This is a genomic window from Streptococcus sp. KHUD_017, from assembly GCF_054861245.1.
In genome coordinates, this window is the sequence record NZ_CM142175.1 from 49740 (window position 1) to 70565 (window position 20826).

Genomic DNA, 20826 nt, shown 5'->3' on the forward strand with positions numbered 1-20826 from the left:
ATTTTAGGAATGAAACCGAAGGGTTGCTTCCGTCCCCACCACCTAAGACCATTATCAAAAAAGGAAGAAAAAGGATTAAAAATGAAACCAGTAATTTCCATCATCATGGGCTCAAAATCCGACTGGGCAACCATGCAAAAAGCTGCTGAAGTCCTCGACAACTTCGGCGTAGCCTACGAAAAGAAAGTTGTTTCCGCTCACCGTACACCAGACCTCATGTTCAAACATGCCGAAGAGGCACGTAGCCGTGGCATCAAGGTCATTATCGCTGGTGCTGGTGGCGCTGCTCACTTGCCAGGTATGGTTGCTGCCAAAACAACCCTTCCAGTCATCGGTGTTCCAGTCAAATCACGTGCTCTTAGCGGTGTGGATTCGCTCTACTCTATCGTTCAGATGCCAGGTGGGGTACCAGTCGCAACCATGGCGATCGGTGAAGCGGGTGCGACTAACGCTGCCCTCTTTGCCCTCCGTCTCCTCTCAGTAGAAGACGAAACCATCGCGACTGCACTTGCTAATTTTGCTGAAGAACAAGGAAAAATCGCAGAGGAGTCTAGCAATGAGCTCATCTAAAACAATCGGAATTATCGGTGGTGGCCAGCTTGGTCAGATGATGGCCATTTCTGCTATCTACATGGGTCACAAGGTTATCACGCTGGATCCTGCAGCGGATTGCCCGGCCTCTCGTGTGGCGGAAATCATTGTGGCCCCTTACGACGACGTAGATGCCCTTCGTCAGTTGGCTGATCGCTGTGATGTTCTCACTTATGAATTTGAAAATGTCGATGCTGATGGTTTGGATGCCGTTATCAAAGAAGGACAGCTCCCACAAGGGACCGACCTACTTCGTATCTCCCAAAACCGGATCTTTGAGAAGGACTTTCTTTCTAACAAGGCCCAAGTCACTGTGGCACCTTACAAGGTTGTGACATCAAGCCAAGACTTGACAGATATCGAATTGTCGAAAAACTATGTCCTCAAGACTGCGACAGGTGGCTATGATGGACACGGACAAAAAGTCATTCGCTCAGAAGCAGATTTGGCAGAAGTCTATGCGCTAGCTGACTCAGCAGACTGTGTCTTGGAAGAATTTGTCAACTTCGACCTTGAAATTTCTGTCATCGTGTCAGGTAATGGCAAGGACGTGACAGTCTTCCCTGTTCAGGAAAATATCCACCGCAACAACATCCTCTCTAAAACCATCGTGCCTGCTCGCATTTCAGAAAGTCTAGCTGAAAAAGCCAAAGCTATGGCTCTGCGAATTGCTGAACAACTAAACCTTTCTGGAACCCTTTGCGTGGAAATGTTTGCGACAGCTGATGACATCATTGTCAACGAAATCGCGCCACGTCCACACAATTCAGGCCATTACTCGATTGAAGCTTGTGACTTCTCCCAGTTTGATACTCATATCTTGGGCGTTCTCGGAGCACCACTCCCAGCAATTCACCTTCATGCTCCTGCTGTTATGCTCAATGTTCTCGGCCAACACGTCGAGGCTGCTGAAACATATGTCACAGAAAATCCAAGCGCCCACCTCCACATGTATGGTAAAATAGAAGCGAAGCACAACCGCAAGATGGGACATGTGACTTTGTTTAGTAGTGTGCCGGAAGAGGTTGAAGAGTTTGGGAAAGGGATTGATTTTTAAGTGAAAATAGCGATTCTAGGACTCGGAGTGATTGGGACCACTTATGCCTACGCCTTTCAAAAAGCAGGCCATCAAGTGGAACACGTATTGAGAGATAGTAAGAAAAACAATGCACCGAAGGAGTTGTCAGTTGATCTGCTAGATGGTCGCTATCATTCCAAAGGTGAGAACAAGCATGATACCTATGAGGTTCATGTGGCGGAAGCTGATTCGGAATATGATTTTATTTTTCTCAGTGTGCGTCATGGTTTTGTCAAAGAAGCTGTGGAAACCTTGCGAAAAAACAATATCAAAGGCACCCTTGTTTTCTTCTGTAATTTCTGGGATACTCGAAAAGAGATCCAAGAGTGGGCAGGGGATTACGACTATATTTTGGCCTTTCCGACAGCGGGTGGTCACATGCAGGAGAACCATTTGGATGGTGTCTTGTTTGATCATTTAATGCTAGAAGGTGAGCAAAAAGCACACATTTCTAACTATGCTGATCTGACGGCTTTACTAGTTTCTGCAGATTTGAAGTGGGAAGTGCCTCATGATATGGTCGAGTGGATTTGGATTCACATGGCGATTAACGCAGGTGTCACTTCGACAGCTGCTCGCTCAGGAAATTTGGAAAATCCAGAAGAACTGGCTTTGAACTTGATGAATAGTTCATCGGAATTATCATTGGCCATCAAGGCCATTCGAGAAGCTTTGAAAGTCGTAGAAGCGCGTGGCGTGAATTTGAAGCTTTACAAAGCAGAACTATTGCCATACAAAATTCCCGCTTGGATAGCCGGCAAAGCCATGAAAGTCATGTTTGCTAAAAATGAGCTGACCCGAAAAATCATGACCTTGCACAATGATAAACAGGACATTTTTTACTGCTGTCAAAGTGTTTATCAGACTGGTCAGGAGTTAGGTGTGAAAATGCCTATTCTGGAAGCAAATATGAAGGGAATTTCTATTTAGGAGGTTTTATGATTCAACTCATCGTCAACGCATTTGTTGAAAAAGATAAGACTGGAGCAGTCGTCGAAGTCTTGTATGCTAGTAGTGATCATGAAAAAGTGAAAGCTAAGTATGAAGAGCTAGTTGCACAGTATCCTGAAAACTATTTAGCTATCTATGATGTCCCGCTGGATACAGATGTGAATACATTAGATCACTACCCATCTATGTGGATTGGGAAAGAAGAATTTGAGTAAAGTGACTGTTGCTTGCCAACTGATGAGAAACATCAAAAGAAAGGAAAATTAAACATGATCGAACGTTACTCTCGCCCTGAAATGGCGAACATTTGGACTGAAGAAAATAAATACCGTGCTTGGCTTGAGGTGGAAATCTTGGCTGATGAAGCATGGGCTGAGTTGGGAGAAATCCCTAAGGAAGATGTGGCTTTGATTCGCGAGAAGGCGGATTTTGACATTGACCGTATTTTGGAAATCGAGCAGCAAACTCGTCACGATGTAGTGGCTTTCACACGTGCGGTTTCTGAGACGCTTGGTGAAGAACGCAAGTGGGTTCACTATGGTTTGACTTCTACTGACGTGGTAGATACGGCCTATGGTTACCTCTACAAACAAGCCAACGATATCATCCGCAAGGATCTTGAAAACTTCCTCAACATCATTGCTGACAAAGCCAAAGAATACAAGTTCACCATCATGATGGGGCGTACCCACGGTGTGCACGCTGAGCCTACAACTTTTGGTCTGAAATTGGCGACTTGGTACAGCGAAATGAAACGGAACATCGAGCGTTTCGAGCATGCGGCTGCTGGTGTGGAAGCTGGTAAGATTTCTGGTGCGGTTGGTAACTTTGCCAACATTCCACCATTCGTTGAAAAATACGTCTGCGATAAATTGGGTATCCGTGCTCAAGAAATCTCTACACAGGTGCTTCCTCGTGACCTTCACGCTGAGTACTTTGCAGTTCTTGCCAGCATCGCAACTTCGATTGAGCGGATGGCAACTGAAATCCGTGGTCTTCAAAAATCTGAACAACGGGAAGTGGAAGAGTTCTTTGCCAAAGGTCAAAAAGGGTCTTCAGCAATGCCTCACAAACGGAACCCAATCGGTTCTGAAAACATGACAGGTCTTGCGCGTGTGATCCGTGGTCACATGGTCACAGCTTATGAAAATGTGTCACTCTGGCACGAACGTGATATCTCTCACTCATCAGCTGAGCGTATCATCGCACCAGACACAACCATCTTGATTGACTACATGCTCAACCGTTTCGGAAACATCGTCAAGAACTTGACAGTCTTCCCAGAAAACATGATTCGCAACATGAACTCTACATTTGGACTTATCTTTAGCCAACGTGCTATGTTGACTTTGATTGAAAAAGGGATGACACGTGAGCAAGCATACGACCTTGTTCAACCGAAGACTGCCCAATCATGGGATAACCAAGTAGACTTCAAACCACTTCTTGAAGCAGATCCAGAAGTGACTTCACGTCTCACTCAAGAAGAAATCGATGAAATCTTCAACCCAACATACTACACCAAACGGGTGGATGAAATCTTCGAACGCATCGGTTTGGGTGACTAATGATAATAAAAAAAGCGAGATTCTATCTCGCTTTTTATTTGTGCTTAATCTTTTTTCTTGCTTAGTCCATAAGCTGTGAGAGCAGCCATGAGACCTGTAGCAATCAACCATTCTGAACCTTGGCTTCCTGTCTCAGGAAGTTTATTTTCTTTTGCTACAGGAGCTGGACCTTGAGGAAGTGCTTTGTTTTCCTTAGCAGGAACAGTTTCTGGAGCTGGTACATTTGGAATTTCTAATTTCGGTTTTTCTTCTGCGACAGGAGTTGGCACATTTGGAATCTCTAGTGCAGGTTTTTCTTCTGCAACAGGAGCTAGACCTTTTTCATTTCCCACATGTGTTACAGGAGTTCCGATTTCGATGATTTGAGTAACTGGTTCTTGAGCGACAACACTTGTAACCAATGTTTTAACTTCGCTTCCGTCAGCAGCAGTAGACACAGAATAGAAATGACTACGACGACCCTTGACGCCTTCAGTTACGACACGAGTTTCTCCTTTAGGTAAGACATCAGTTTCACGAGTAATAGTTGTAAACGGAATTTCTTCGTCCTCAATCACAACACGTGGTTTGGCATCTGCAACAGGAGCGACTCCTTCTTCGTCACCGACATGAGTGACTGGAGTTCCAACTTCAACCACTTGGTTGATAGCTTCTTTTGTGATTTTTTCTTCAAGAACTGTTTCGGTTTCTTTACCATTTTCAGTAGTAACTGAGACGTAGATTGTACGTTCGCCTTTGGCACCTTCAGTGACAACTTTTTCTTGTCCTGCTGGAAGGTTAGGATTTTCCTTCTTGACAGTCTCAAATGGAATTTCTTCCGTTCTTGTGATAAGCTCTGGTCGATTTTCAACGTTGGCAGCAACTTCATTTTCGTCAAGACTTCCTGAGTGAGTTGCAGCTGGTTTGAGGCCAAGTCTTGTAGCTTTAAGGTTGGCTACAAGCGTATCCAACTCAGCTTGTTTATTACGGTTGAGATTGTAGTTCAGAGCATCTTTAGCAGCCTTGAGAGCATCGAGGCTTTCTGTGCTATATCCTTCTAAGTTTTCAGGGATTTTAGCAAGTTCCTCACGTAGAGCCTTGTAGTCAGCACGGAAGTAGTCTTTGTTGTGGTCTGCAAAGGCAGTCATGAGCTCAAAGATTTCTTCTTCCTTGTACTCAGCTTGAGGTTTGTCTGCCCAGATGGCTAGCATACTACCAGTTGTTGGAAGATCGACTTCCGGATACTTGGTTGAAGCTAGTTGCTTGAATGGTACTTTTTCAGTATTTTCAATTGCTTTTGATAGAGGGTAGGCTTCGTCATTTTTATGATTGCCTAGAACATAGTACCAGTCTCCGTTAGTGTTAAGGATTTTGTAACCCTTACTTGCTAGATATTGAGGAGATGCAAGGTTGTAACCCCACCAGCCTTTAGACCAGTAAGAGATGATGACATCTTTATCAAACTCAACATCGTCATTATCATCGTAGTAGAAGCCATCGTTAAAGGCCATTGGTTGTAGACCTTTTTCTTTTGCCATAGCAGCTAGACTATTAGAGTACTCAGCAAATTTACCATAGAGGCCATACCACTTGAGGTAGTACCAACCTTGAGCGTTGGTAGCATCATTTGCATACTCATCTGTACCATAGTTAAAGATTTTAGTCTTGCCTGCAAAGAAGTCCATGTACTTGCCAATAAGGGCTTTTGTAAAGTTCATTGCTTCTTCGTTTTCAAGGTCCATGGTTGTTTTTGAAACCTTGTCAAAGTTAGCTTGAGGGTTTGCAATGCCTAATTTTTCCATAGCGACAAGCATAGCATCCATGTGGCCAGGACTGTTGATAGCAGGGATGATTCCAATACCTCTATCCTTAGCATACTGGATGAGTTCAGTGATTTCAGCCTGGTTCAAAGTTGTTCCATTTGGATCGTCGTAGTAAGATTTTGTTCCTTCAATGATGGCATTTTTTACATCGTCACTTGCATAGGTCTTGCCGTTTGCAGTGATTGTCATGTCATCCAATAGGAAGCGAAGTCCATCATTTCCAAGGAGGAGATGAAGGTCAGAGTAACCAAGTTCGCTGGCTTTATCTACGATACGTTTTAGTTGGTCTAGAGTGAAGTATTTACGTCCAGCATCGATTGAGATAACCTTGTTTTTCTCAAGTTTTTCAACTTCACGTTTGGCATCTTCTTCTTTTTGAGCTTCTGGTGTGAAGGTTAAGTTGCTAACAGCTTCTTGGAGTTTTGCAATTGCTTGGTCAATACTATCTTGTTCAGCACGACTAAGGTTGCTATCAAGAGAGCGAATGGCTTTTTCAGCTTCTTTAACGGCAGCAATACTTTCTGCAGTATAGCGACTAAGGTCAGTTGGCACTTCTTTAAGAGCTTGTTCAGCAGACTCGTAGTCAGCGGCGAAATATTCAGCATTTGAGTTCGCGAATTGACGCATGAGTTTGAAGAGGCGAGATGGAGAGTAGCGGGCAGATGGAGTATCGGCCCAAGCAGCTACCATACCACCGATGATAGGGATATCGGCACCTTCAGTTTTTGGAACAGAAGTAATCGGTGTGCTCTTAATACCGTTCAAACCTTGGTCTAGGTTATACCAACCTTGTCCATCAGCGTTACGGCCGAGAACGTAGTACCAAGCATCATTAGTGTTGAGGATTTCGTGCCCTTTTTCAACAAGTAGTTTAGAAGAAGCGACATCGTAACCACCCCAGCCACCAGTCCACATAGAGACGATGATATCTTTGTCAAAGGTGCCAAAAGTAGTGTCACTATTATAGTAGATACCATCATTAAAGGCCATTGGTTTCAGACCGTGAGACTTGACGATACGAGCTAGATCGTTAGCATAGGCGATGAATTTATCATAACCCTTATCTGGGAAGCCATCTTCTGGATACCATTTATAGGCTTGAAGCACACTCCATCCTTTGGCATCAGTAGCGTCATTAGCATACTCATCCAAACCGATGTTGAAGATTTCAGACTTGCCAGCAAAGTAAGCAGCGTATTTATCAATCAAAGCTTTTGTGAAGGCAACTGCTTTTTCATTATCAAGGTCAACAGTACGTGCAGATTCTTTACCAAAGTAGTTGAAGTTAGGCTTTTCAATGCCAAGCTCTTTCATGGCGTTAAGGATAGCATCCATGTGACCTGGGCTATTGACTGTTGGGATAAGTCCAATTCCTTTATCCTTAGCATAACTAATCAAATCAGTCATTTGGCTTTCAGTCAGATGATTGCCATTTGGATCGTTGTAGTAGGCATTGGTTCCATTTTCAACAGCACGTTTGACATCATCGCTGGCATAAGTTTTGTCACCTACAGTTAGAGACATATCATCAAGCATGAAGCGCAAGCCATCGTTTCCGACTAAAAGGTGAAGGTCAGTATAGCCATAGTGTTTTGCTTTATCGATGATTTCTTTCAGTTGATCTGGAGAGAAGTATTTACGTCCAGCATCGATTGAGACGATTTTCTTTTTAGCAAGTTTTTCATTTACTTGAGCTGCTTTCTCTGTAGCGCCTACAGGAGCCTCAATTGTAGCAACTTCTTTATTTTCTTCTTTTTCTTTTTCAGATTCTGTCTTCTTAGCTTCTTCAGTGACTTCTGGTTTAGCTGGAGCTACTTCGGTTGCAAGAGGCTCTTCTACAGCAGGTGTAGGAGCAACTTCAACTTTTGGAGCTTCAGTAGTTGCTACTGGAGTAGCTGGAGTGACGTTTTCTGTTGTTGGAGTAGTCTCGAGCTTTTCTTCACTCGTTGGTGGAGTGACTTCTCCAGTAGTTTGGACAGCAGGCTGATTTTCTGCTGGAGCAGGCACAACTCCGTCGGCAGCAACAGCTTGAGCCTGAAAGGCAAAGCCGATCAATACAGAAGCTGCTCCGATTGCATATTTACGAATAGAGAAGCGCTGTTTATTTTCTGGTTTCATTAAAAAACCTCCCTTTTGAATTTTTTTGATAGCGTTTTCACATACTAATCCTATTTTATGTTCTAACTAAAATAAAGTCAAGTTTTTGAGGAAATTACTATAAAAAATAGAATAATTTATAAATTAAGATATATTTTTCTAATTTTGACTATTTTTTAGTAAAAAGGTTACTAATTAAAGAATTGCTTAAAATGCTATTCTCAGGGAAGGGAGCTGATGCTATAATGGGTATATAAAAAACCTGAGACAGTTGCCTCAGGATTTTTATAAATTAGTGACCACGGTCACAAGAAATGAATTTAATTTTGTAGAAATCAGAACGTTTATAAGTTTCGATGTATTCCAAAACTTGTCCAGTTGCTTCAAGCTGAGTTGTCTTAGTTTGGAAAACAGTTGGGAATTTAGTGTCGATTCCTAAAATAGAAGCGGCATGTTTTGGAGTCGGAAATACAATTTCGTTAATTTCTTCAAAATGCTCGTCATTCATGTGAATGTGGTAGTCCAATTTGAAACGAGTATAGATAGAACTATAGTATTCAAGATTTGGATAGTTGGCATTGATGTATTGTTCAGGTATGTATGAATTGTGATAGATATAGGTAACACCGTTTGTTTCACGAACACGTTCAATCTTATAATAGAATTGATCGCCACGTAGGCCGAGTTTTTCTAAATATTTAAGATCGTTTCCACGTTCTATAGAAAGAACAGTTACTTTATCATCTTTGGTTTCGAAGATTTCTACATCAGAAAATTCAACGAGTTTATGCTTACGTGCACGAGCTACGAAAGTTCCCTTACCTTGTTGGCGGACGATATATCCGTCTTTGGCAAGGTCATTCAAGGCACGAACTACTGTGATTGAACTAACATCATACATGGAAATCAATTCTGCTTCAGTGTAGAACTTATCTCCACTAGCAAATTGACCAGAAATGATCTTATTTTTCAATTCATCTTTAATGTATTGATACTTTGGAATTGCCATATTTTCACCTCATTTTTTTCCTTCTCCACTTATCATTTTAACATAAATTCTTAAAAATAGCTGAATAGCACTAAAAAAAATTAAAATATCAGGATAAGAAATTAGAATACATATAAATAATTCGTGTTTTGCTCCTTGTTTTAGTTAGTTATTCAGAATGCTGATTTTATGGGATTTGTGGAGATTTTTAGAAAAGATTCAGTAAAAAAATAGAAAAATTTTAAAGAAAATTTCAAAAACTATTGACATTATTCCCCGATTGGTTTATAGTTGATATAACAATAAATGAAAGCGCAAACTTTTCGCTTTTAGGGGAGGAAGAATGGCAAGATTTGAAATTAAAGATGATTTCTATCTGGATGGGAAACCATTCAAGATTTTGTCTGGGGCCATTCATTATTTTAGAGTTCCTGCGGAAGATTGGCATCATTCATTGTACAACCTCAAAGCATTAGGCTTCAATACAGTTGAGACTTACGTCGCTTGGAACATGCATGAACCTGTTGAAGGACACTTTAATTTTGAAGGTGCTCTTGATTTAGAGAGATTTCTTCAAACTGCACAAGATTTGGGCTTATATGCAATTGTACGTCCTTCTCCATTTATCTGTGCAGAGTGGGAATTCGGTGGTTTACCAGCATGGCTCTTGACCAAGGATATGAGAATTCGGTCATTTGACCCGGCTTTCATTGACATGGTTGGTCGCTACTATAATCAGTTGCTTCCACGTCTAGTTCCGAGATTATTGGAAAACGGTGGGAACATTCTCATGATGCAAGTCGAAAATGAGTACGGATCCTATGGCGAGGACAAGACCTACTTGAGGGAAATTCGACGTTTGATGGAAGAACGAGCAGTTACTTGTCCGCTTTTCACATCAGATGGACCATGGAGAGCAACTCTTAAGGCTGGAACCTTAATTGAGGATGATCTCTTTGTGACAGGGAACTTTGGTTCCAAGGCTGCTTATAATTTCTCACAGATGCAAGAATTCTTTGATGAGCACGGCAAGAAATGGCCACTCATGTGTATGGAATTCTGGGATGGCTGGTTCAATCGATGGAAAGAACCAATCATCAAGCGTGAACCTGAGGAATTAGCAGAAGCTGTCCACGAGGTTTTAGAGCAAGGATCTATTAACCTTTACATGTTCCACGGCGGAACCAACTTTGGTTTTATGAATGGTTGTTCAGCTCGAGGAACCATTGATTTACCACAAGTAACATCTTATGATTACGACGCTCTTCTTGATGAAGCTGGAAACCCAACTGCTAAATATTTCGCAGTGAAAGAAATGATGGCGACTTACTATCCTGAGTATCCGCAATCTGAACCGCTTTACAAAGAGAGTATGGAAGTAGAAAACATTCCACTGGTCGAGAAAGTTTCTCTTTTCGAAACCTTGGATAGCCTATCCAGTCCGATTGAAAGTCTCTACCCTAAGAAAATGGAAGAGCTAGGACAAGGTTACGGCTACCTACTCTATCGTACGGAAGCAAGTTGGGATGCGGATGAAGAACGCATTCGAATTATTGACGGACGTGATAGAGCTCAACTCTTTATCGATGGTAAACGAGTGGCAACACAGTACCAAACAGAAATCGGTGAAGATATTTTTTATCAAGGTAAAAAGAAAGCGCTCTCTAGATTTGACATCCTCATTGAAAATATGGGGCGTGTCAACTATGGACACAAATTCTTAGCAGATACACAGCGAAAAGGAATTCGCACAGGTGTTTGTAAAGATTTGCATTTCTTGCTCAACTGGAAGCAATATCCACTTCCTCTTGATAACCCAGAGAATATTGATTTCTCTAAGGGATGGACAGAAGGGCAACCTGCCTTTTACGCTTATGACTTTGAAATTGAGGCGCCAAAGGATACCTACTTAGACTTATCTGAGTTTGGTAAAGGGATTGCTTATATCAACGGACATCATCTAGGTCGTTTCTGGAATGTCGGTCCAACCTTATCTCTTTATATTCCACATAGCTATCTCAAAGAAGGTGCCAACCGCATCATTATCTTTGAAACAGAAGGGGAGTATAAGGAACACATACATTTAACTTGTAAACCTACACTAAAACTTATAAAGGGGGAAAACTTATGACAATTGTAGGATGCCGTATAGATGGGCGCTTAATTCACGGACAAGTAGCAAACCTTTGGTCTGCTAAACTTAATGTTTCACGTATCATGGTCGTTGACAATGATGTTGTGAACAACGACGTTGAAAAAAGCGGCTTGAAACTTGCAACACCACCAGGTGTAAAACTTAGTATTTTGCCAGTTGATAAAGCAGCAGCGAATATCCTTGCTGGTAAATACGATAGCCAACGTCTGTTGATTGTAGCACGCAAACCTGACCGTTTCCTCGGTTTGGTAGAAGCAGGTGTGCCACTTGAAACTGTCAATGTCGGCAACATGTCTCAAACACCAGAAACACGTCCTATCACTCGTTCTATCAACGTAGTAGATAAAGATGTAGAAGATTTCCGTAAATTAGCGGAAAAAGGTGTTAAACTCACTGCTCAAATGGTTCCAAATGATCCAGTTTCAGACTTTTTGAGCTTATTAAAATAGGAAAAAATTTTTAGGAGGTCATTGTTATGATACAATGGTGGCAAATTTTACTTCTCACTTTGTACTCAGCTTATCAAATCTGTGATGAGTTGACGATCGTTTCTTCTGCAGGTTCCCCTGTATTTGCTGGTTTCATTACTGGTTTAGTCATGGGAGATTTGACAACTGGTTTGTTTATCGGTGGTAGCTTGCAGTTGTTCGTACTTGGGGTAGGTACCTTCGGTGGTGCTTCTCGTATCGACGCAACTTCTGGTGCGGTTCTTGCGACAGCTTTCTCAGTTGCACAAGGTATTGAAACAGACCTTGCGATCACTACAATCGCTGTACCAGTAGCGGCACTCTTGACTTACTTCGACGTACTTGGTCGTATGACTACAACATTCTTCGCTCACCGTATTGATGCTGCGATCGAACGCTTTGACTATAAAGGAATCGAACGCAACTACCTTCTTGGTGCGCTTCCATGGGCTCTATCTCGTGCCCTTCCAGTATTCTTCGCCCTTGCTTTCGGTGGAGAATTCGTTACAGGTGTTGTAAATCTTGTTAAAGAATACCAATGGGTTGCAGACGGTTTGACTCTTGCAGGTCGTATGCTTCCAGGTCTTGGATTCGCTATCTTGCTTCGTTACCTTCCAGTTAAACGTAACCTTCACTATCTTGCTATGGGATTTGGTTTGACAGCTATGTTGACTGTTCTTTACTCAAACGTAATAAGTCTTGGTGGAGCAGTTGCTGGTATCATTGGCACTCTTCCTGCTGAAGTTGCTCAAACTATCGGTTTTGCTAACAACTTCAAAGGATTGTCTATGATCGGTATCTCTATCATTGGTATCTTCCTTGCAGTTGTTCACTTCAAGAACAGCCAGAAAGTTGCTGTAGCAGCACCTTCTACACAGTCAGAAAGTGGGGAAATTGAAGATGACGAATTCTAATTACAAATTAACAAAAGAAGATTTTAATCAAATTAACAAACGTAGCTTGTTCACTTTCCAATTGGGATGGAACTACGAACGTATGCAAGCATCAGGTTACCTTTACATGATCTTGCCACAATTGCGTAAAATGTATGGAGATGGAACTCCTGAGTTGAAAGAAATGATGAAAGTTCATACTCAATTCTTCAACACTTCACCATTCTTCCACACAATCATCGCTGGTTTTGACCTTGCTATGGAAGAAAAAGATGGCGTTGACTCAAAAGATGCGGTTAACGGTATCAAGACAGGTTTGATGGGACCATTCGCTCCTCTTGGAGATACAATCTTTGGTTCACTTGTACCTGCTATCATGGGATCTATCGCTGCAACAATGGCTATTGCCGGCCAACCTTGGGGTATCTTCCTTTGGATCGCAGTTGCAGTAGCGTATGACATCTTCCGTTGGAAACAGTTGGAATTTGCATACAAAGAAGGGGTTAACCTTATCAACAACATGCAAAGTACTTTGACAGCTTTGATTGAAGCTGCATCTGTACTTGGTGTATTCATGATGGGTGCTCTTGTAGCAACAATGATCAACTTTGAAATTTCATACAAATTGCCAATCGGTGAAAAGATGATTGACTTCCAAGACATCTTGAACTCAATCTTCCCACGTTTGCTTCCAGCAATCTTCACTGCCTTTATCTTCTGGTTGCTTGGTAAGAAAGGTATGAACTCTACAAAAGCAATCGGTATTATCATTGCTCTTGCAGTTGGACTTTCATTCATCGGAAAATTCTTGCTTGGAATGGGCGCATAATTTATGACTAAATCATTGATTTTAGTGAGTCACGGTCGTTTCTGTGAAGAACTTAAAGGTAGCACAGAAATGATTATGGGACCACAAGATAACATTCATGCGGTGGCTCTTCTTCCAGAAGATGGACCAGAAGAATTTACTGCTAAATTTGAAGCTGCTGTTGAAGGTTTAGATGATTTCCTAGTCTTTGCAGATCTTCTTGGTGGAACACCATGTAACGTGGTGAGCCGTCTGATTATGGAAGGTCGCGACATTGAACTGTATGCAGGGATGAATCTTCCGATGGTCATTGAATTTATCAATGCTAGCCTAACAGGCATGGATGCGGACTATAAGAGTCGTGCTTCAGAAAGCATTGTGAAAGTTAATGATTTATTGGCAAGCTTCGATGACGATGAAGACGAGTAAGATGTAACAGACCATCTTATAGAAAATATACATGGGAATGGGAGCGACTCCCATTCCCATGTTTTCAATCATGAAACAATATTAGATTAGAGGTTTTCAATGCTAGATTATACAAAAGAAGATTTGCTTGAGTTGGGAGCAGAGATCACCACACGCGAGATTTACCAACAACCAGATGTTTGGAAGGAAGCTTTTGAATCCTATCAAGCTTGCCGTGATGAAATTGCAGCATTCTTGCAAGGAATTGCAGATAAACATGACTACATCAAGGTTATCCTGACTGGTGCTGGAACTTCAGCTTATGTAGGTGATACCTTGGTTCCATACTTTAAGGAAGTCTATGACGAACGTAAATGGAATTTCAATGCTATTGCGACAACAGATATCGTTGCAAACCCACAAACTTATTTGAAAAAAAACGTGGCGACTGTTTTGGTATCATTTGCACGTAGTGGAAACTCACCTGAGAGTGTAGCAACGGTTGACCTGGCTAAGGCCTTAGTTGACGAGCTTTATCAAGTAACGATCACTTGTGCGGCTGAAGGAAAATTAGCACTTCAAGCCCATGGTGACGATCGTAACCTCTTGCTCTTGCAACCGGCAGCTTCTAACGATGCTGGCTTTGCTATGACATCAAGCTTTACTTCAATGATGTTGACAGCACTTTTGGTATTCGATCCAACTGAATTTGCTGTTAAAGCTGAACGTTTTGAAGTGCTTTCTAGTCTTGCTCGTAAAGTTCTTGACAATGTGGCAGATGTGAAAGAGTTGGTTGACCTAGACTTTAACCGAGTGATTTACTTAGGTGCAGGTCCATTCTTCGGACTTGCTCATGAGGCACAACTGAAAATTTTGGAATTGACTGCTGGTCAGGTTGCGACAATGTATGAAAGTCCAGTCGGCTTCCGTCACGGTCCAAAATCTCTTATCAATGAAGATACTGTAGTTTTAGTCTTTGGTACTACAACTGAATATACTCGTAAGTACGACTTAGACTTGGTTCGTGAAGTTGCAGGGGATCAAATCGCTCGTCGCGTTGTTCTCTTGAGTGATCAAACCTTTGGTCTTGAAAACGTGAAGGAAGTAGCACTTGGCTGTGGCGGTGTCTTGAATGACGTTTACCGTGTATTCCCTTATATTGTTTATGGTCAACTATTTGCTCTCTTGACTTCGCTTAAGGTTGGCAACAGACCTGATACACCATCCCCTACAGGTACAGTAAACCGCGTCGTTCAAGGTGTTATTATTCACGAATTCAAAAAATAAGGAGAAAAGGATGAAAACATACACAGAACGTGTATTTGGGAAAGTTGATGACAAGGATGTTGTCGCTTATCGCTTTGAAACAGAAGCAGGCTACCAACTAGAAATCATGACCTATGGTGCAACGATTCTACGCTATGTAACTCCTGATAAGGCTGGTAATTTTGCCAATGTTATCCTAGGCTTTGATGATTTTGACAGCTATGTAGGTAACAGTCCTAAACATGGAGCGAGTGTAGGTCCAGTGGCAGGTCGTATCGCAGGTGCGACATTCGAATTGAATGGGAAAACCTATGAACTCGAAGTCAATAACGCAAGCAACTGTAACCACAGCGGCTCAACAGGTTGGGATTCTAGCTTGTTTGAGCTAGTCGAGGTAAGCGACCATGGTTTGACTCTTTACACAGAAAGAACAGACGGTACTGGAGGTTTCCCTGGGAATCTTAAAATCTGGATTAGCTACCACTTGGAAGAAAATGGTGCTTACGAAGTTAGCTACAAGGTGACGACGGACCAGGATACCTTGGTTAATCCGACCAATCATAGCTACTTTAACTTGTCAGGCGATTTCACTCAGACGGTTGACCGCCATGTCTTCCAATTGAACACTGAGGGCATCTATCCAATCGCTCCTGATGGTGTTCCAGCTAAAACTCCAGATGCTAATCGTGATGTGGTTAAACATATCTATAATGGTACCTTGTTGAAAGATATCTTTGCAGACAAAGATGAACAAATCCAACTCGTATCTGGTTTGGACCATCCATTTGCTCTGCCTGCAGGACATGACAATGCTGGTTTCCTCTATGACCAAAACTCAGGTCGTTTCTTGCTCTTTAAGACAGAAGCTCCTTGCTTTGTAGTTTACACCGCAAACTTTGTGGATGAGAGTGTCATCATCGCTGGTCAGCCAATGATGCAGCACAATGGAATTGCTCTTGAAGCACAGGCTTTACCAGATGCTATTCACAGTGACCTGAAAGATCAAGTCATTCTAAAAGCAGGTGAAACTTTCACTAGCAAAACTCGTTACGAAATCATTGTTAAATAATAAAAATTCTCTGAAGTCATAGGATTTCAGAGAATTTTTTCTTATTCTTCATCTGGTGTGAGAATCATCGGAATGATGATTGGTTCACGTTCAGTATTTTCGTAAAGGAATGGTCGAATGGCGTTTACGATAGCACCATTGACTGATTGGACGCTGGCATCCTTGTTTTTCAAAGCGATACGAATAGCATTGAAAAGGATGCGTTGGCTTTGACGAATCAAGTCGCCAGATTCGCGCATGTAGACGAAACCACGACTAAGGATATCTGGTCCAGAAATAATCATCTGAGACTCAAAGTCTACCGTTGCTACGGCAAGTACGACACCATCTTCGGATAGGTCTCGGCGGTCTTTTAGGACTGCTGCTCCGATTTCACCGATCCGATTTCCATCGACGTAGATATCTTGAGCATTGAAATGACCAGCGATACGAGCAGAGTTTGCAGTAAGGGCAAGGACATCACCATTGCTCATGATAAAGATATTATCTTTTTCAACTCCAGTATCTACGGCAAGTCCAGCGTGGACTTTTTGCATGCGGTATTCACCGTGAACAGGCATGAAGTATTTAGGTTTGATGAGGCGGAGCATGAGTTTTTGTTCTTGCTGACCACCATGACCAGATGTATGGATGTTGTTAATCTTACCATGGATGACTTCAACACCAGCTTCAGAAATGATGTTAATCAGCTTGTTAACGCTAGTGGTGTTTCCTGGGATTGGACTAGATGAGAAGATAACCGTATCGCCAGGTTGGAGTTGCACTTGACGGTGGGTTCCGTTAGCGATACGAGAGAGAGCCGCCATAGGTTCACCCTGACTACCTGTACAGAGGATAAGAATTTCACCTGCAGGGTAGTCTTTGATTTCATTTGGTTCGATGAAGGTTCCCTTTGGCGCTTTGATGTAGCCAAGTTCGATTCCGTTAACAATAGCCTTCTCCATAGAGCGTCCAAAGACAGCAATCTTACGACCTGTTTTAACAGCGGCATCAGTCGCTTGCTGGAGACGGAAGATATTTGAGGCAAAGGATGCAAAGATGATACGTCCCTCGATACCTTGGATAATCTTCATAATAGACTGACCAACGACCTTTTCAGAGTTTGTAAAGGTTGGCACTTCAGCATTTGTCGAGTCAGAGAGTAAGCAAAGCACTCCGTCTTCACCTAGGGCTGCCATACGGTGCAAGTCTGCAGGTTCACCAACTGGTGTAAAGTCAAACTTAAAGTCACCGGTACAGACGATTTTTCCTTGAGGTGTGTGGATAACAATTCCCAAAGGTTCTGGGATCGAGTGAGTTGTTCTAAAGAAGGTTGCTTTAAGATTTTTAAAGGTCAACTCAGTGTTGTGGTTGATTTCGTGAAGTGTAGCATTGCGCAAAAGGCCATGCTCTTCGAGTTTTCCACGGATCAAAGCGAGAGCTAGTGGACCTGCATAGATAGGGATATTTGCTTGCTTGAGCAAGAAAGGAATCCCACCAATATGGTCCTCGTGTCCGTGTGTAATCAAGAGAGCCTTGACGCGGTCGATGTTTTCGACAATATAAGAGTAATCAGGGATAACGTAGTCGATACCAAGCAAGTCATCCTCGGGGAATTTAATCCCTGCATCAACAATGATGATTTCGTCTTGGTATTCGATTCCGTATGTATTTTTACCGATTTCTCCTAGACCACCAATGGCAAAAACTCCCACTTCTTCTGGTTTAAGAGTATAGGCCATATTAGAACTCCGTAATTTCGAATGCGCCAGTTTCTTTTTCGTAGTCTAGCAATTTGTCTGACAAGAGCTCGATATATTCAACGTTGAATTCTGGACGGTTTTTTTCAACAAGTTCACGGGCAATAATGCGTCCTTCAAGTTCTGAACTAGCATCGATGTCTAAGTAAAGTGAGCGTGTTGTTTCACGACGTGGGCTACGGTCTTTAGTTTCTTGATAAAAAACTTTGTAAATCATGTGTTTCCTTTCTGTTTTCAGGTCAGCTGTATTCAAAAAATTACCAGCTTGAAGCTGTTTGTTTCTATTTCATTTTCTGCCTGTATTGACCTTGATTCGTTACAATTATCTCAATTATAACATAAAAAGGGGAATTAGTAAAAGCAGGAAACATGAAAGTAAGGAGCTTGAAATGCGTTTCATTTTACCTTGTATAAGTATTTGAAGACATAAGATGCAAGTGCTATAATAAAGTTAGAAAAGAGGTTTTTCCTTATGAAGGAGGGCAGGATATGTTTCAACTAGCTATTATCATTCGTCTTCTGGCCTTTGCGGTATTCGTTGCCTGTGTTTACGGAGGAAATGTTTTGTATACTCGGCTAGAGTATCGGAAAGCCAAACTCATTTGGCAGATTGGCTTCGTGACCCTTTATTCGTTTTTCCTTCTCCTGGTGACCTATGTGGTCTGGTTCGTATTTTACTTTGGTTTGAATACTTAAGTGCTTGTCCTGTCTGTTTGGCAGGACATTTTTGTTTGGAAACAAAGAAAATTCCCATGTGGCGGCTTTTGTAGTATAATAGTAAGCAGACAAAAAGATAGGAATGTGTTATGAAAGTATTAGCTTTTGATACGTCCAGTAAGGCTCTGTCTCTAGCTATTTTAGAGGACAAGCAGCTTCTTGCTGAGACGACGATTAATATTAAGAAGAATCACAGTATTACCCTCATGCCTGCCATCGATTTTTTGATGACCAATCTAGATTTGACACCCAAAGATTTGGATCGAATCGTCGTGGCAGAGGGGCCTGGTAGCTATACAGGTTTGCGAATCGCAGTAGCCACTGCCAAGACCTTGGCTCATACCCTAAACATTGAGTTGGTTGGGATATCGAGCCTTCTAGCTCTGGTACCGAGCCAGCAGCAAGGTCTGGTTGTTCCCTTGATGGACGCACGTCGTAACAATGTTTATGCAGGTTTTTATGAACATGCTCAACCTGTCTTTCCAGAAGCGCATCTGTCCTTTGCGGAAGTCCTTGAGCAAGTCAAGGATGCTGACCAGGTAACCTTTGTCGGTGAAGTGGGTCCCTTTGTCGAGCAGATTCAAGAGCAATTACCACAGGCTAACTATCAAGAAACCTTACCAAATGCAGCGAATCTAGCTCTTTGGGCCTGGGATAAGAAAGCGGACTCCTTGCACGACTTTGTGCCGAATTACCTCAAACGAGTCGAAGCTGAGGAAAATTGGCTTAAGAATCACGCCGAGTCTGGCGAGTCTTACATTAAACGCCTATGATAGAAATCAAACGAATCCAACAGCAGCCTGATGTGGCACAAGCTATCTACGAAGTGATGACGGATGTTTATCCCGTCAGTCCTTGGACGTTGGAACAAATCCAAGCAGACCTGTCTCAAGACCAGACTTGGTATGCTCTAGCTTATGATGGGGAAGAAGTGATAGGTTTTCTAGCAATTCAGGAGAATCTTTTTGAAGCAGAAGTCCTGCAAATCGCTGTCAAGAAAGCCTATCAAGGACAGGGGATAGCCTCAGCCTTGTTTGCGACATTGCAAACAGACAAGGAGATTTTCCTCGAAGTCAGAAAGTCTAATCAACGAGCGCAAGCATTTTACAAGAAAGAAAAAATGGCGGTCATCGCTGAGAGAAAGGCCTACTACCATAATCCAGTTGAGGATGCCATTATTATGAAGAGAGAAATAGATGAAGGATAGATATATTTTAGCATTTGAGACATCCTGTGATGAGACCAGTGTCGCCGTCCTGAAAAACGACGATGAGCTCTTGTCCAATGTCATTGCTAGTCAAATTGAGAGTCATAAACGTTTTGGTGGTGTGGTGCCAGAAGTGGCTAGCCGCCACCATGTTGAAGTCATCACAGCTTGTATCGAGGAAGCTCTGGCAGAGGCAGGGATTACCGAAGAGGACGTGACAGCTGTTGCTGTTACGTATGGACCAGGATTGGTCGGAGCCTTACTTGTTGGTTTGTCAGCTGCTAAGGCATTTGCTTGGGCTCATGGACTTCCTTTGATTCCTGTGAATCACATGGCTGGCCACCTCATGGCAGCTCAAAGTGTCGAACCTTTGGAATTTCCTTTGTTAGCTCTTTTAGTCAGCGGTGGACACACAGAGTTGGTCTATGTTTCTGAAGCTGGTGATTATAAGATTGTTGGTGAAACTCGTGATGATGCAGTTGGTGAAGCCTATGACAAGGTTGGACGTGTCATGGGCTTGACCTATCCAGCAGGTCGGGAGATTGACGAGTTAGCTCATCAAGGTCAGGATGTTTATGATTTCCCTCGAGCCATGATTAAGGAGGACAATCTGGAGTTTTCATTCTCAGGTTTGAAATCTGCCTTTATCAATCTTCACCACAATGCCGAGCAAAAGGGAGAAAGCTTGTCCAAGGAAGACCTATCTGCTTCCTTCCAAGCAGCAGTCATGGATATTCTCATGGCAAAAACCAAGAAAGCCCTGGAGAAATATCCTGTTAAAACCCTAGTCGTAGCTGGTGGTGTCGCAGCTAACAAAGGCCTCAGGGAACGCCTAGCATCAGAAATTACCGATGTCAAGGTTATCATTCCACCTCTACGACTTTGCGGAGACAATGCGGGAATGATTGCCTATGCTAGCGTTAGCGAGTGGAACAAAGAAAATTTTGCAGGCTTGGAGCTAAATGCCAAACCTAGCCTGGCTTTTGATACCATGGAATAGAGAGTTAGCCTAAGGTTAACTC

20 protein-coding genes are annotated in these 20826 nt (G+C 42.4%); 16 read left to right on the forward strand and 4 right to left on the reverse strand.

Annotation, left to right across the window (positions count from 1 at the left end):
- Positions 1–81: 81 nt before the first annotated feature.
- Genes purE through purB form a run of 5 tightly spaced genes read left to right on the forward strand, consistent with a single transcriptional unit; the run spans position 82 to position 4188 of the window.
- Complete coding sequence (gene purE / locus ACVAMZ_RS00255) at positions 82–570, forward strand: 5-(carboxyamino)imidazole ribonucleotide mutase (protein WP_461684688.1); 489 nt, start codon at positions 82–84, stop codon at positions 568–570.
- Positions 557–1648: a 5-(carboxyamino)imidazole ribonucleotide synthase gene (purK, locus tag ACVAMZ_RS00260; protein ID WP_461684689.1), complete on the forward strand. Its 1092-nt coding sequence runs from the start codon at positions 557–559 to the stop codon at positions 1646–1648. The genes purE and purK overlap by 14 nt, the downstream gene beginning before the upstream one ends.
- A complete protein-coding gene (locus ACVAMZ_RS00265; protein WP_461684690.1) occupies positions 1649–2599 on the forward strand; it encodes a ketopantoate reductase family protein in 951 nt (316 codons plus the stop codon).
- Between the two features lie 8 nt (positions 2600–2607).
- Positions 2608–2835, forward strand: a complete 228-nt coding sequence (locus ACVAMZ_RS00270; protein WP_461684691.1) for a phosphoribosylaminoimidazole carboxylase — start codon at positions 2608–2610, stop codon at positions 2833–2835.
- A 54-nt stretch (positions 2836–2889) separates the two neighbouring features.
- The gene (gene purB, locus ACVAMZ_RS00275) at positions 2890–4188 is read left to right on the forward strand and encodes an adenylosuccinate lyase (protein ID WP_424847943.1); all 1299 of its coding nucleotides are present in this window, start codon (positions 2890–2892) and stop codon (positions 4186–4188) included.
- Positions 4189–4232: 44 nt separating this feature from the next.
- Here the strand turns inward: purB and strH are convergent, their stop codons facing one another.
- Both strH and ACVAMZ_RS00285 read right to left on the reverse strand, forming a co-directional pair.
- Positions 4233–8108 carry an LPXTG-anchored beta-N-acetylhexosaminidase StrH gene (gene strH, locus ACVAMZ_RS00280; RefSeq protein WP_461684692.1) on the reverse strand — a complete coding sequence of 1292 codons (3876 nt, stop codon included), beginning with the start codon at positions 8106–8108 and terminating at the stop codon, positions 4233–4235.
- A 271-nt stretch (positions 8109–8379) separates the two neighbouring features.
- Entirely contained in the window at positions 8380–9096 is a 717-nt protein-coding gene (locus ACVAMZ_RS00285) for a GntR family transcriptional regulator (protein ID WP_006153065.1), read from the reverse strand.
- Between the two features lie 322 nt (positions 9097–9418).
- On the opposite strand from ACVAMZ_RS00285, the gene ACVAMZ_RS00290 reads away from it, so the two are divergent.
- The 7 genes from ACVAMZ_RS00290 to ACVAMZ_RS00320 all read left to right on the forward strand — a co-directional run bounded on the left by ACVAMZ_RS00290 (position 9419) and on the right by ACVAMZ_RS00320 (position 16141).
- Positions 9419–11206 carry a glycoside hydrolase family 35 protein gene (locus ACVAMZ_RS00290; protein WP_461684693.1) on the forward strand — a complete coding sequence of 596 codons (1788 nt, stop codon included), beginning with the start codon at positions 9419–9421 and terminating at the stop codon, positions 11204–11206.
- Positions 11203–11679 (forward strand): PTS sugar transporter subunit IIB, encoded by a 477-nt coding sequence (locus ACVAMZ_RS00295; RefSeq protein ID WP_006155184.1) that lies wholly within the window; start codon positions 11203–11205, stop codon positions 11677–11679. The genes ACVAMZ_RS00290 and ACVAMZ_RS00295 overlap by 4 nt, the downstream gene beginning before the upstream one ends.
- Positions 11680–11705: 26 nt before the next feature.
- Positions 11706–12611 carry a PTS mannose/fructose/sorbose/N-acetylgalactosamine transporter subunit IIC gene (locus ACVAMZ_RS00300; protein WP_414291581.1) on the forward strand — a complete coding sequence of 302 codons (906 nt, stop codon included), beginning with the start codon at positions 11706–11708 and terminating at the stop codon, positions 12609–12611.
- Entirely contained in the window at positions 12598–13419 is an 822-nt protein-coding gene (locus ACVAMZ_RS00305; protein WP_373094633.1) for a PTS system mannose/fructose/sorbose family transporter subunit IID, read from the forward strand. Before ACVAMZ_RS00300 ends, ACVAMZ_RS00305 begins: the two co-directional genes overlap by 14 nt.
- Positions 13420–13422: 3 nt before the next feature.
- A complete protein-coding gene (locus ACVAMZ_RS00310) occupies positions 13423–13827 on the forward strand; it encodes a PTS sugar transporter subunit IIA (RefSeq protein WP_000167445.1) in 405 nt (134 codons plus the stop codon).
- 99 nt (positions 13828–13926) lie between these two features.
- On the forward strand, positions 13927–15093 hold the full coding sequence (locus ACVAMZ_RS00315) for an SIS domain-containing protein (protein WP_461684694.1): 1167 nt from the start codon (positions 13927–13929) through the stop codon (positions 15091–15093).
- A 10-nt stretch (positions 15094–15103) separates the two neighbouring features.
- Positions 15104–16141 (forward strand): aldose epimerase family protein, encoded by a 1038-nt coding sequence (locus ACVAMZ_RS00320; RefSeq protein ID WP_461684695.1) that lies wholly within the window; start codon positions 15104–15106, stop codon positions 16139–16141.
- Between the two features lie 41 nt (positions 16142–16182).
- Here ACVAMZ_RS00320 and rnjA read toward each other — a convergent pair whose 3' ends face one another.
- Both rnjA and ACVAMZ_RS00330 read right to left on the reverse strand, forming a co-directional pair.
- Positions 16183–17862 (reverse strand): ribonuclease J1, encoded by a 1680-nt coding sequence (rnjA, locus tag ACVAMZ_RS00325; RefSeq protein WP_004250408.1) that lies wholly within the window; start codon positions 17860–17862, stop codon positions 16183–16185.
- A 1-nt stretch (position 17863) separates the two neighbouring features.
- Positions 17864–18097: a DNA-dependent RNA polymerase subunit epsilon gene (locus ACVAMZ_RS00330; protein ID WP_006149161.1), complete on the reverse strand. Its 234-nt coding sequence runs from the start codon at positions 18095–18097 to the stop codon at positions 17864–17866.
- A 272-nt stretch (positions 18098–18369) separates the two neighbouring features.
- Between ACVAMZ_RS00330 and ACVAMZ_RS00335 the strand changes: the two genes are divergently transcribed.
- The 4 genes from ACVAMZ_RS00335 to tsaD all read left to right on the forward strand — a co-directional run bounded on the left by ACVAMZ_RS00335 (position 18370) and on the right by tsaD (position 20804).
- A complete protein-coding gene (locus tag ACVAMZ_RS00335; RefSeq protein ID WP_461684696.1) occupies positions 18370–18576 on the forward strand; it encodes a hypothetical protein in 207 nt (68 codons plus the stop codon).
- A 110-nt stretch (positions 18577–18686) separates the two neighbouring features.
- The gene (gene tsaB / locus ACVAMZ_RS00340; protein ID WP_461684697.1) at positions 18687–19370 is read left to right on the forward strand and encodes a tRNA (adenosine(37)-N6)-threonylcarbamoyltransferase complex dimerization subunit type 1 TsaB; all 684 of its coding nucleotides are present in this window, start codon (positions 18687–18689) and stop codon (positions 19368–19370) included.
- Positions 19367–19804, forward strand: coding sequence for a ribosomal protein S18-alanine N-acetyltransferase (gene rimI / locus ACVAMZ_RS00345; RefSeq protein ID WP_414275251.1), 438 nt, complete (start codon positions 19367–19369; stop codon positions 19802–19804). The genes tsaB and rimI overlap by 4 nt, the downstream gene beginning before the upstream one ends.
- Positions 19794–20804, forward strand: a complete 1011-nt coding sequence (gene tsaD / locus ACVAMZ_RS00350) for a tRNA (adenosine(37)-N6)-threonylcarbamoyltransferase complex transferase subunit TsaD (protein WP_414278444.1) — start codon at positions 19794–19796, stop codon at positions 20802–20804. Before rimI ends, tsaD begins: the two co-directional genes overlap by 11 nt.
- Positions 20805–20826: the final 22 nt, after the last annotated feature.

What these genes read in the sequence shown, in the direction of transcription:
- ACVAMZ_RS00270 (WP_461684691.1), top strand. Translation starts at nt 2,608, where the DNA reads ATGATTCAACTCATCGTCAACGCATTTGTTGAAAAAGATAAGACTGGA.
- ACVAMZ_RS00320 (WP_461684695.1), top strand. Translation starts at nt 15,104, where the DNA reads ATGAAAACATACACAGAACGTGTATTTGGGAAAGTTGATGACAAGGAT.
- purE (WP_461684688.1), top strand. Translation starts at nt 82, where the DNA reads ATGAAACCAGTAATTTCCATCATCATGGGCTCAAAATCCGACTGGGCA.
- ACVAMZ_RS00305 (WP_373094633.1), top strand. Translation starts at nt 12,598, where the DNA reads ATGACGAATTCTAATTACAAATTAACAAAAGAAGATTTTAATCAAATT.
- tsaD (WP_414278444.1), top strand. Translation starts at nt 19,794, where the DNA reads ATGAAGGATAGATATATTTTAGCATTTGAGACATCCTGTGATGAGACC.
- ACVAMZ_RS00335 (WP_461684696.1), top strand. Translation starts at nt 18,370, where the DNA reads ATGTTTCAACTAGCTATTATCATTCGTCTTCTGGCCTTTGCGGTATTC.
- tsaB (WP_461684697.1), top strand. Translation starts at nt 18,687, where the DNA reads ATGAAAGTATTAGCTTTTGATACGTCCAGTAAGGCTCTGTCTCTAGCT.
- ACVAMZ_RS00290 (WP_461684693.1), top strand. Translation starts at nt 9,419, where the DNA reads ATGGCAAGATTTGAAATTAAAGATGATTTCTATCTGGATGGGAAACCA.
- rimI (WP_414275251.1), top strand. Translation starts at nt 19,367, where the DNA reads ATGATAGAAATCAAACGAATCCAACAGCAGCCTGATGTGGCACAAGCT.
- ACVAMZ_RS00300 (WP_414291581.1), top strand. Translation starts at nt 11,706, where the DNA reads ATGATACAATGGTGGCAAATTTTACTTCTCACTTTGTACTCAGCTTAT.
- ACVAMZ_RS00310 (WP_000167445.1), top strand. Translation starts at nt 13,423, where the DNA reads ATGACTAAATCATTGATTTTAGTGAGTCACGGTCGTTTCTGTGAAGAA.
- purB (WP_424847943.1), top strand. Translation starts at nt 2,890, where the DNA reads ATGATCGAACGTTACTCTCGCCCTGAAATGGCGAACATTTGGACTGAA.
- strH (WP_461684692.1), bottom strand. Translation starts at nt 8,108, where the DNA reads ATGAAACCAGAAAATAAACAGCGCTTCTCTATTCGTAAATATGCAATC.
- ACVAMZ_RS00285 (WP_006153065.1), bottom strand. Translation starts at nt 9,096, where the DNA reads ATGGCAATTCCAAAGTATCAATACATTAAAGATGAATTGAAAAATAAG.
- ACVAMZ_RS00295 (WP_006155184.1), top strand. Translation starts at nt 11,203, where the DNA reads ATGACAATTGTAGGATGCCGTATAGATGGGCGCTTAATTCACGGACAA.
- rnjA (WP_004250408.1), bottom strand. Translation starts at nt 17,862, where the DNA reads ATGGCCTATACTCTTAAACCAGAAGAAGTGGGAGTTTTTGCCATTGGT.
- purK (WP_461684689.1), top strand. Translation starts at nt 557, where the DNA reads ATGAGCTCATCTAAAACAATCGGAATTATCGGTGGTGGCCAGCTTGGT.
- ACVAMZ_RS00330 (WP_006149161.1), bottom strand. Translation starts at nt 18,097, where the DNA reads ATGATTTACAAAGTTTTTTATCAAGAAACTAAAGACCGTAGCCCACGT.
- ACVAMZ_RS00315 (WP_461684694.1), top strand. Translation starts at nt 13,927, where the DNA reads ATGCTAGATTATACAAAAGAAGATTTGCTTGAGTTGGGAGCAGAGATC.